Genomic DNA, 10879 nt, shown 5'->3' on the forward strand with positions numbered 1-10879 from the left:
GCTGTGGCTCGGCCGCCGGCGTGCGCTCTTTCACCGTCTTCTGCGCGCGCTGCAGCGCGCTGTTGACCGAGGCGACCGAGGTGTCGAGCATCTCGGCCGCTTCGGCCGCCGAATACCCCAGCACCTCGCGCAGCAGCAGCACGGCGCGCTGCGTGCCGGGCAGGTGCTGCAGCGCGGCCACGAAGGCGAGTGCCACGTGCTCGCGGCGTTGCAGTGTGGTGGCCGGGTCTTCATGGGTGCCGACCAGGTCGTCATCGGGCAGGGGCTCCAGCCACACCGGCCCGGTCACCATCTCGCCCAGCTCAGCCGTGGCCTGCAGCGGCGCGCCGTGGTCGGGCGATGTGATGCGCCGCGGGCGCTGCGCGATCAGCCGCAGGCACACATGGGTGGCGATGCGGTAGAGCCAGGTGCCGAGCGCGCTCCGCGACTCGAAGCCGGCCAGGCCGCGCCAGGCGGCGAGCAAGGTTTCCTGCAGCGCGTCGTCGGCATCGAAGGGCGAGCCCAGCATGCGGTAGCAGTGGGTGTGAAGCTGGCGGCGGCGGGGGGCGATCAGGCGGTCGAAGGCGGCGGCGTCGCCGGCGCGTGCACGCGACAGCCATTCGGTTTCGGCCACGGGATCATGTGGGAAGCCCATCGCTCATTCTGGCGCGCAACGCCGCACGCCGGCATCCGCACGTCACGGTCGTCGCGGGGCCGTTTCACATTGCTCATCACCTCGCGCCTGCAGCCACGGCGCCAGGCTGACGGAGAAGATGTTGTAGTTCCCGGTGTCCCAGGATTGCATTCGCTGCATCGCCTTGATCGTCTCGTCACGGGTCATCGGAAACGAGGTCGGCACTGTTCTCTCGCTGCTGAAGTACAAGGTCTTCGCGTCCGGAGAAAGACGAGYCTCGGCATCGGAGCCGGCACTGTTGACGACATCGCCGAGGTGGATCGGGCATCCCCAGTTCTTGCCTTGTCGAAAGGCAATGAACAGGTCCATGCTGCGCGCGGGCTTTCGGCCACTCGAGAAGACCACGAAAGACTCGTCTGGCGCGACGGCAGGGTCGACGTTTGTGCCGCCCTTCTGGTTGAACGGCATCGCCTCGGGCGGCATGAATCCCGAAGCGGTTCGCTGCGATCGATAGATCTCGAACTTGCCTTCGGCGCCGGGCTTCATGAAATAGAGACTGCCGTCAGCCGCAATGGACGGCGCATAGATGGACGTGTTGGCATTGATCTCGTCCGGCAGTCGATACGGCTCGCCCCATCCCGCTCCGGAGCGATCGACGCGCCACAGTTGTGCGCCYATTCCAGGTCGAGCGACGCCGTCAAAGAATCCGTCGAGAGCGGCACCGCCAGGCAGGGCCGGTCGATTGGATACGAAGACCATGTAACGCCCTCCGGGCGCCATGGTGGGCTCCATCTCGTTCCACCGCCCCGAGAAGGGCGCGACCGACGGCTCGGACCAACCGTCCGACGTCTTGTACGACACCATGATCGTGGAGATCGCTGAGGAGCTCCTGGAGAAGTAGACCTCGTTTCCATCCGGCGTGAACGCCGGCGCCGAGTCGTGTGCAGGTCCGGAGATCACGCCGGGCGCCAGGACTTCTGGAACTGGCGAGGGCGCTGCAAACGCACTGGCCTTTACAGCCAAGGTGCAGCACAGCACCATCATGGAGGCGCGGTTCATGGTCGCCTTTCTGGCCAAGGCCTGGTGGTCATCTTGAATCGATCGATTCGATCGCGGATGACGAGTTCCTCGCGGGCTGGTCAGATGCGCTTGCTCTTYGCCATGACGCTTGCTTGTTGGCCACGCGGAGCGCGTGCTCACCATTGCGCGCACGCTTGCCGTTAGGGGTGCGGCATCTTCGGAAGTCGAGCCCTCGAATGGCAACTACGAGTTTGCGTGGACGGCCTAAGCGGTGGGCGCTGCCTAAGTCTGCCTGGGGTCGCCGTGATCGAGCTCGCTCTGACCGCAATGCGAGCCGCCCCTGTGCCCAGCCTTCTAGGCCACCACGGCTTCCGCAGCCGTGGCTGGTGCCGATGTGCTGCGGTAGGCCCAGAAACGCGGCAGGGCGAAGCCCGTCGCGATGACGCCGATGAGGCAGATCGCGCCGCCGATCCAAATGGAAGCTGATACGCCCCAGGCATCGGCCATGAAGCCGGCGCGTGCGTTGCCGATGAGCGGGCCGGTCAGGTAGCTGATCATCTCGATGCCGGCCAGCCGCCCGCGCAGTGAGTTGGGGATGGTCTGGTTCCAGATCGTGCCGCGGAACACACCGCTGACCATGTCAGCCGCACCGGCCACGGCCAGGCACGCAAGACCCAAGCTCAAGCTGGGTGCGAATCCCAGCGCCACGATGCCCAGCGCCCACACGGCTGCCGCGATGACGACCGCGCGGCCGTGGCGCGTGACCTTGCCGGTCCAGCCGCTGAAAAGGCCGATGGCCAGTGCCCCGACCGACATCGCCGACAGCAGCCAGCCCACCGACGCGGTGCGCCCGTCCGCCGCGGCCATGGCCGGGAACAGCGCCACCGGGAAGGCGAAGGCCATCGCCACGATGTCCACGATGTAGGTCCCCATCAGCTCGGGGCGCGCCCACGCGAAGCGCAGGCCCTCGGCCAGGTCGGCCAGCAGGTGAGGGCGCTCGCCCGGTTCATCCACCGAACCGATGGCCGCACGCGGGATGCGGGCGAGAAAGAACAGCGCCGCGAGGAAGGTGACGAAGTCGAAGAGATACGCACCCACCGCGCCCCAGCGCGCGAGCAGCAGCCCGGCCAGCGCAGGCCCGGCCACCATGCCCACCGTGCCGCGCACCGAGGACAGCGCCGCGACGGCGGCGAATTCCTCGGGCCGCGCGAGCTTTTGCGTCAACGCCTCCAGCGCCGGGCGGTGGAAGCCGCTGGCGCCCTGCAGCACTGCCACGAGTGCGTAGATCGCCAGCACACTCGGCGCGGCGGTCAGTGCGTTGGCCAGCAGGCCTGCCAGGCACAGCGCCATCAGCGCCTCCGACGCGATCAGCAGCCGCTTGCGGTCCACGCGGTCTGCCACGGCGCCACCGAGCAGCCCGCACAGGACCACCGGCACGAGCTGCACGAGGCCCAGCAGGCCCACCTGGGCGTTGGAATGCGTCAGCTCGTAGAGCTGCCAGGGCACGGCCACGTAGCTGACCATGGTGCCCAGCCCCGAGATGAACTGGCTGGCGAACAGACGGCGGAAGGCGGTGTTGTGGCGCAGCGGGCCGATGTCAAGAAGCATTCAGGGCTTGTCCGATGAGGCGGGGGTTCGACGTGGGCAGAGGTGGCTTTCAGGTCCTGTTGAAGGTGGACCTTGGCGTCATGGGCGAATGAAGAGCCGCCGGTGCGAGCATACCCAGCCCGGTCGTCCTCGTGACAGCGCGCGGCAGAGTCCCCAGCAAACGTCCGCCAACGCGAGCTTGGATAAAGTGCCCGCCAGAGTGTCGTTGGAGGCGCGYGCGTGAGACTGAAGCCCTTTTGCCTTTGTGCGTTGATGCGGTTCGAGCCCGAGGGCGGTGAGCGGTCCATGGGTCCTGGCGGCCGCCAGCTGGTCGCTCGTGCGCGGAGTCAGGCACCGGCCTTCTATCGCTTGATGCTCGGCGAGTGGGAGGTCACTGCCTTGTGCGACGGCACGGTGGACGTTCCGTTCGACGCCTTGCTCAACGGCATCGCACCGGCAGACGTTCAAGAGATCTACGGTCGCTGCGGCGAGCAGCTGCCGGCGGAAGTCTCGATCAACGCGTACTTGATTCACACCGGCAATCAACTGGTTCTGGTGGACACCGGTGCGGGTGAGCTGTTTGGCGAACGCGGCGGTGGCGAGTTGGCCGATGCGATCGAGCTCGCCGGCTACTCGGTCGACCAGATCGACGTGGTGCTGCTCACCCACGTCCATGCCGACCACTCCGGCGGCTTGACCATCGACGGCAAACGGGTCTACCAGAACGCAGTGGTCCATGTGGCCGACGCCGAGCACCAGCACTGGTTCAGCGCCGAAGACGAAGCGAACGCGCCGGCCCACCGCAAGCATTCGTTCCCGCAGGGGCGGGCTTCGCTGGCCCCCTACATCGACGCCGGCCGCCTGAAGAATTTCAGCGGCACCACCGAACTGTTGCCCGGGATCACCGCCATCCCTGCGCCGGGTCACACACCGGGCCACACGCTCTACCGGCTCGAGAGCGCCGGCCAGCGTCTGGTGATCTGGGGTGACATCGTGCACAGCGCCCAGGTGCAGATTCCGCAGCCCAGCGTGTCGATCAAGTTCGACAGCGACGAGCCGGCGGCTGCGGCGCAGCGCGAGGCCGTGTTCCAGCAAGCCGCCGACGAAGACTGGCTGATCGGCGCGGCGCACATCTCGTTTCCGGGCCTCGGCAAGCTCACCCGGGATGCGACCGGGTATCGATGGACACCGGTGACCTACAGCCGCCGTGGCGGCGGTGTTCAGAAAGGACGGCGTCGGTCGCAGGCGGCCTGAGGCACCGTCGAGCGAGGTCCGGTGACGCGGCGATCAGTTCGTCACCGCGAGGATGACGCTCGACRCTTTGAACAGCGCGGTCGCCTCGACGCCCGGCGCCAGGCCCAACGACTGCACGCTGCCCTGGGTCACGATCGCGGCCACGCTGCCGCCGCCGGCGATGTCCAGCACGACCTCGGCGTTGACGGCGCCCGGGGTCACCTGGGCCACCGTGCCGACCAGCTGATTGCGTGCCGACACCTTCGCGTCCTTGAGCCCGGTGGCGAGCAGGACCGACGACGCCTTCACCAGCGCCATCGCGGTCATGCTGGTGCGCAGCCCCAGCGATTCGGTGCTCTCCCGGGTCACGATGGCCACCAGCTTTGCGCCGCCCGGCAGGGTCAGCTCGACTTCGTCATTGACCGCGCCGGCGCGAATCGATGCCACCGTGCCGACGAACTGGTTCCGGGCACTGGTCCTCATGTTGATCACCTTCAGAAGCGAGAACTCTTGATCGAGGTYGATCGACGAGCGGTCGAGCAACTGCAGAAAGCGTTGATGAACGGCGTCGATCTGCTCATAGCGCTCGAGCAGGCGAACACCTCGCTGCGTGAGCCGGGTCGAGCCGCCGCCTCGCCCGCCGACCGAGCGTTCGATCAGCGGCTCGCCGGCCACCTGGTTCATGCGGTCGATCGCGTCCCAGGCGCCCTTGTAGCTCAGGCCAAAGGCCTTGGCCGCCTGGGTGATGGAACCTTGCTCGGCGACCGCCTTGAGCAAGCCCATGCGGTCGCTGCCGCCCAGCTCCTTGTCGCCGACGGTCAGCCAGAGCTCGCCGCTCAAACCGAGCCGCTCAGCGGCTTTTCGTCGTCGAGTGGCCATCGACTCTCCTCAGGATGTGCTCGGCCGGCGTATCCATGCCCTCAAACATCGGTCACCTCCAGTATCTGGTTAGGCTCGACCACGCGGCCCGCGCTCATGTGCACGACTTCGTCGGCCAGGGCTTGCAGGTCGTCGTCGTCGTGGGTGATCAGCAAGGTGGGGATCTTCAACGAGGCCTGCAACTCTTTCAGCTCATCGCGCAGCCGGCGCCGAAGCGCCTTGTCGAGCGCTGCGAACGGCTCGTCCAGCAGCAGTGCGGCCGGTTCATGCACCAGCGCGCGAGCCAGAGCCACCCGCTGACGCTGGCCGCCGGAGATCTGGTGCGGGTACAAGCCGGCAACCGGTTGCAGATGGAAGGCATCGATCCAGCGTTGCGCTGCCGGTGGGGCGTCGCCGCGCAGCGCCGGGTTGCGCCAGCCGCTTTGCAGCGCGAAGCCGATGTTCTGTTGCACCGTCAGGTGGGGGAACAGCGCATAGTCTTGGAACACATAGCCCAGTTGGCGTTGCCGGGCCGGCAGGTTGACGCGTGCGTTGCTGTCGAAGAGCACCTGCCCCGCCACCCGGATGTGACCGCGGTCTGGCCGCGAGATGCCGGCCAGCATCTTGATGACCTGGGTCTTGCCGGCGCCCGAGGGGCCGAACAGCGCGAGCCTTGGCGCCGTGCTGGTGAAGGCCACGTCGAGTTCGAAGCGTGAGCCTTCGTGGCGCAGGTGCTTGGTGAGTGCAACGTCCCAGTCCATCCTCGGCGCCTTCGTCAAAGTCGCGGCGCGACGCGGCCGGGCACCAGCTTGCCCGCGGCCAGCAGCACGGCAATGCAGGTCAGCGAGGTCACGGCGACCAGGAAGTTCGCCATGTCGTCCTGCCCGGCCTGCACTGCCTCGTAGACGGCGATCGACAGGGTCTGCGTTTTGCCGGGGATGCTGCCGGCCACCATCAGCGTGGCGCCGAACTCGCCCAGTGCGCGCGCGAACGACAGCAGCAGGCCGGACAAGATGCCACGCCAGGCCAGCGGCAACGACACCCGGAAGAACACTGCCGTCTCGCCGATGCCCAACGTGCGAGCGGCCTCTTCCAACTGCGGCTCGACCGTCTCGAAAGCCGCACGCGCGGCCTTGAAGACCAAAGGGAATGCGACCACCGTGGCAGCGATCACCGCGGCTTGCCAGGTGAAGATCAGCCGGATGCCAAAGTGCTCAAGCAGCCATGCGCCGATCGGCCCGCGGCTGCCGATCAGCACCAGCAGGTAGTAGCCCAGCACGGTGGGTGGCATCACCATCGGCAGCGTCAGCAGCGCATCCAGCAGGTCGCGCCCCGGGAAGCGCCAGCGTGCCATCGCATAGCCCACGCCGACGCCGAACAGCAGGTTCAGCGCCGTGGCGCAGCCGGCCACTTTCAGCGTCAACGCCAGCGCGATCCACGCACCTTCCATGCCGGTCAATCAGGGCTTGCCGAAGCCGTGCTTGGCCAACACGGCCTGGGCCGGCGCCGACACCAGGTAGTCAACGAACTTCTGGGCCAGTGCAGTGTTGGGGCCGCCGACGATCGGGGCGACCGGGTAGCGCACCGGCGCGGTCGTCGGCACGGTCAAGGCCACCTTCACCTTGTCAGGCATCAGCGCTGCGTCGGTGGCGTAGACGAAGCCTGCGTCGACCTCGGCGCGCGCCACGTAGTCCAGCGCCTGGCGGACGTTTTGCGCACCGATCATCTTCGGCTCGATCGCTGCCCACAGCCCGGCCGCTTGCAGCACGGACTGCGTGTAGCGGCCGACCGGCACGCTGGCCGGCAGGCCGATGGCGATGCGCGGGTAGGCCGGCTGCGTCAGGTCGTTGATGGCCTTGGGCGTGGCGCCGGCGGCTGCGCTGGTCGGCACGATCACGACCAGCGTGTTCGACACGAAATTGCGCCGCCGGGCGGCCTCGACCAGCTTCTGCGTCTGGGCCTGCTCCATCGTCTCTTGGTCGGCACTGGCGAACACGTCCACCGGTGCGCCCTTGGCGATCTGTTGCAGCAGCGCGCCCGACGCGGCGAAGTTGAACTGAACCTTGGTGCCAGGGTTTGCCGCTTCGAAGCCAGGTGCCAAGTCACGGAACGCATTGGTCAGGCTGGCGGCGGCCGAAACCGTCAGATCAGCCGCGCAAGCCGGCACACAGAGGACCAGCGCGCCCACGGCGCCAGCGGCACCCAGAAGACGAGGGAGGTGGCGAACGAGTGGTTGCAGCATGGTCTTGGCGCCGCCGTATCGGTGGGCGAAGCGTGGCCGGAATATACCGAAGTATATGCAGCGTCCGAGACGCAGGCTTTCGGCCAAGCCATACGTCTAGAAGGTCCGATCGTAGGGTCAGGCCAGATGCGCCGTATCTCGCGCAATATCGCGCCTTGCTGAGCGGCTCACAGGCCGCTCAGCCGAGCTGGCTTCAGTTGTCGTCGGGTTCGGACGACGCCCACAGCTGCACCAGTGTCAGCCCGACCGCCAGCATCGGCGGGCCGATGAAGACGCCGATGAAGCCGAAGGCGACGATGCCGCCGAACACGCCGAGCAGGATCAGCAGCAGCGGCAGGCTGCTGGCGCGGCTGATCAGGTAGGGCTTGATGAAGTTGTCGATCGAGCTGACGGCGAGCAGCCCCCACGCGATCATGAAGATGCCCCAGCCCACCGAGCCTTGCGCGAAGAGCCAGATCGCGGCGCCGCCCCAGACCAGCGGCGGGCCGACCGGCACCATCGACAACAAGAAAGTGGCCGCGGCCAAGGCCATCGCACCAGGCACGCCGGCGACCAGGAAGCCGATCAGCGCCACCATGGCCTGTGCCAGCGCAGTGCCGAAGATGCCGTGCACCACGCCGATCACCGTGCCGTTGATCGTTGACAGCAGCGAATCACCCAGCCGGCCGGCGAGCTTGGCGAGGATGGCGCGGGCGGCTTGCACCAGCTGCTCACCATCGCGGTAGAAGAAGAACGCGATGAAGGTCGCGAAGGTCAGCTGCACCAGGCTGCTGCCGATGGCCTTGCCGGCACCCAGCAGCACGATGCGCGCCGGCTCGAACAGGCTCTTCAGCAGCGCATTCAACTCTTCGCGACTGGCGGCGATGCGTTGCCAGTAGTCGGTGAGGGCGGTGCCGACCATGGGCACGTCGCGCAGCCAGTCCGGCGGTTGCAATGGACCGTGGTCGATCAGGTTGCGCGCGCCGTCGATCAGCGCGGCCACATCGTCGGCCAGGCTGAGCGCGAGCAGCGTCGACGGGCCGATCACCAGCACGACGAGCAGCAGCGTCATCAGCAGCGAAGCCCAGATGGCACGGCCACCGAGCGCGTCGCGCAGGCGGCGATACAGCGGCCAGCTGGCGGTGCAGACGACAGCAGCGAACAGCAGCGCCGGGATGAATGGATGCAGGACCTGGTAGCAGCCGACGACGACCACGACCACCGCCCCGAGCCGGGCGTAGTGCTGAAGACTGTGGTTCACGTGGCCGCCTGTCCTTCCCAGTACTTTCGTGCCGGCGACTATGCCACCTTGGCAGGGAGCTGGCAGCCAGCGCGCGCCGATGAGCCGAAGGGGGCTGATAGACTCCGCCCCACAGCGCCGATTTGTTCCAGATTGCGGGCGCTCTATCAAATGCAGCTAAACAGGGCTCCGACTTGAACCCGGTGTCCGCGTCTTCGCTGCGGTACCGGGTTTTTTCGTTGGAGGTCAGGTTTCATGAGGTCGGTCGGCTTGGTTGCCCCGCAAAGCATGCATTTCGCCGAGCCCTTGCCGCTGCGCAGCGGTGCGAGCCTGGCGGACTACACCCTGGTCTACGAGACCTACGGCACGCTGAACGCCGATGCCAGCAACGCGGTGCTGGTGTGCCACGCGCTGAATGCGTCGCACCATGTGGCCGGCGAGCATGCCGACCAGCCGAACAGCACCGGCTGGTGGGACAACCTGGTCGGCCCCGGCAAGCCGCTGGACACCGAGCGCTTCTTCGTCATCGGCGTCAACAACCCGGGCTCGTGCTTCGGCTCGACCGGGCCGATGCATCTGAACCCGGCGACCGGCCGGCCCTATGGCGCCGACTTCCCGGTTGTAACGGTGGAAGACTGGGTCGACGCGCAAGCACGGCTGGTCTCCCGTCTGGGCATCCAGCAGCTCGCGGCAGTGGTCGGCGGCAGCCTCGGTGGCATGCAGGCGCTGGGCTGGACGCTGCGCCACACCGACCGCGTGCGCCACTGCGTGGCCGTGGCCACGGCGCCGAATCTGTCAGCGCAGAACATCGCCTTCAACGAGGTGGCGCGGCGCGCGATCGTGACCGACCCCGATTTCCACGGCGGCCACTTCTACGCCCACGGCGTGATCCCGAAACGCGGCCTGCGCGTGGCGCGCATGATCGGCCACATCACCTACCTCAGCGACGATTCGATGGAGGCCAAGTTCGGCCGTGAGCTGCGCGAGGCCGAGTTGGGCTACAGCACGCAGGACATCGAGTTCCAGATCGAAAGCTACCTGCGCCACCAGGGCGACAAGTTCAGCGAGTACTTCGACGCCAACACCTACCTGCTGATCACCCGGGCGCTGGACTACTTCGACCCGGCCCGTGCGCATGGCGATGATCTGACGGCGGCGTTCAAGGTCGCGCGCGACAAGAAGTTTCTCGTCGTCAGCTTCACCACCGACTGGCGCTTCTCGCCCGCGCGTTCACGCGAGATTGTCAAGGCGCTGGTCGACAACAAGGTCGAGGTCAGCTACGCCGAGATCGACGCGCCGCACGGCCACGACGCCTTCCTGCTCGAAGACCCGCGTTACCACGGTGTGATGCGGGCCTACTTCGATCGCATTGCGGCTGAGCCGCCTGTGGCCGGCGCCGTAGTCAAGGGGTTTGCACAATGAGTGAGCGCAAGGACCTGGAGGTCATCGCCCAGCTTGTGCCGCAAGGTTCACGCGTGCTTGACCTCGGTTGCGGCACCGGCGAGCTGCTGGCCTACCTGCGCGAGACGCGCGGCTGCTCGGGCTACGGCGTCGAGCTGGACGATGCCAACGTGCTGGCCTGTGCGCGACGGGGCGTCAACGTGATCCAGCTCAACCTCGAAGAGGGGCTGCAGCTGTTCGATGACCGCAGCTTCGACGTCGTGCTGCAGCTCGAAACCCTGCAGCACCTGCGCAATGCCGAAAACATGCTGCGCGAGACTGCACGCGTGGGCCGCATCGGCATCGTCAGCTTTCCGAACTTCGCGCACTGGGTCAACCGCATGGCGATCCTGCGTGGCCGCATGCCGGTGACGCGGGCGCTGCCCTACGAGTGGTACGACACGCCCAACATCCGCGTCGGTACCTACAAGGACTTCGAGGTACTGGCACGCAAGAACGGGCTGGAGGTGATCGACAGCTTCGGCCTCCAAAGCGGGGAGGTGATCCGCCGCTGGCCGAACCTGCGGGCAAGCGTCGCAGTGTTCAAGTTCGAACGAATCTGAGGCGGCACCCGCTGCCCGTGAGGGCGGCCGCGGCTTCAGCCAACCACCTTGCCGCGCCCGGTGCGTTTGGCGTCGTACAAGGCCTGGTCGGCCCGGGCCAGCAG

General features: G+C 67.2%; 11 protein-coding genes. 3 read left to right on the plus strand and 8 right to left on the minus strand.

Annotation, left to right across the window (positions count from 1 at the left end; translation table 11 throughout):
* From AC1DYI_RS17455 to AC1DYI_RS17465, 3 genes are all read right to left on the minus strand, one after another.
* Window positions 1-634: RNA polymerase subunit sigma-70 (locus AC1DYI_RS17455; protein WP_477205404.1), on the minus strand; the 634-nt coding region annotated here is incomplete at its 3' end.
* Between the two features lie 42 nt (window positions 635-676).
* Window positions 677-1672, minus strand: a complete 996-nt coding sequence (locus AC1DYI_RS17460) for a hypothetical protein (protein WP_477205405.1) — start codon at window positions 1670-1672, stop codon at window positions 677-679.
* A gap of 315 nt (window positions 1673-1987) precedes the next feature.
* On the minus strand, window positions 1988-3241 hold the full coding sequence (locus tag AC1DYI_RS17465) for an MFS transporter (protein ID WP_477205406.1): 1254 nt from the start codon (window positions 3239-3241) through the stop codon (window positions 1988-1990).
* 285 nt (window positions 3242-3526) lie between these two features.
* Between AC1DYI_RS17465 and AC1DYI_RS17470 the strand changes: the two genes are divergently transcribed.
* Window positions 3527-4474, plus strand: a complete 948-nt coding sequence (locus AC1DYI_RS17470) for an MBL fold metallo-hydrolase (RefSeq protein WP_477205407.1) — start codon at window positions 3527-3529, stop codon at window positions 4472-4474.
* A gap of 33 nt (window positions 4475-4507) precedes the next feature.
* Here the strand turns inward: AC1DYI_RS17470 and AC1DYI_RS17475 are convergent, their stop codons facing one another.
* The 5 genes from AC1DYI_RS17475 to AC1DYI_RS17495 form a co-directional block, all read right to left on the minus strand.
* Window positions 4508-5332, minus strand: a complete 825-nt coding sequence (locus AC1DYI_RS17475; RefSeq protein WP_477205408.1) for a TOBE domain-containing protein — start codon at window positions 5330-5332, stop codon at window positions 4508-4510.
* Between the two features lie 41 nt (window positions 5333-5373).
* Complete coding sequence (locus AC1DYI_RS17480) at window positions 5374-6072, minus strand: ATP-binding cassette domain-containing protein (RefSeq protein WP_477205409.1); 699 nt, start codon at window positions 6070-6072, stop codon at window positions 5374-5376.
* Between the two features lie 14 nt (window positions 6073-6086).
* On the minus strand, window positions 6087-6761 hold the full coding sequence (modB, locus tag AC1DYI_RS17485; RefSeq protein WP_477205410.1) for a molybdate ABC transporter permease subunit: 675 nt from the start codon (window positions 6759-6761) through the stop codon (window positions 6087-6089).
* A gap of 9 nt (window positions 6762-6770) precedes the next feature.
* Entirely contained in the window at window positions 6771-7553 is a 783-nt protein-coding gene (gene modA, locus AC1DYI_RS17490; protein WP_477205411.1) for a molybdate ABC transporter substrate-binding protein, read from the minus strand.
* A gap of 193 nt (window positions 7554-7746) precedes the next feature.
* The gene (locus tag AC1DYI_RS17495) at window positions 7747-8793 is read right to left on the minus strand and encodes an AI-2E family transporter (RefSeq protein ID WP_477205412.1); all 1047 of its coding nucleotides are present in this window, start codon (window positions 8791-8793) and stop codon (window positions 7747-7749) included.
* Window positions 8794-9027: 234 nt separating this feature from the next.
* On the opposite strand from AC1DYI_RS17495, the gene metX reads away from it, so the two are divergent.
* A complete protein-coding gene (gene metX / locus AC1DYI_RS17500) occupies window positions 9028-10194 on the plus strand; it encodes a homoserine O-succinyltransferase MetX (protein WP_477205413.1) in 1167 nt (388 codons plus the stop codon).
* Window positions 10191-10775, plus strand: coding sequence for a methionine biosynthesis protein MetW (gene metW / locus AC1DYI_RS17505; protein ID WP_477205414.1), 585 nt, complete (start codon window positions 10191-10193; stop codon window positions 10773-10775). Before metX ends, metW begins: the two co-directional genes overlap by 4 nt.
* Window positions 10776-10879: the final 104 nt, after the last annotated feature.

This window comes from Ideonella sp. P3_A4 (genome assembly GCF_056403075.1).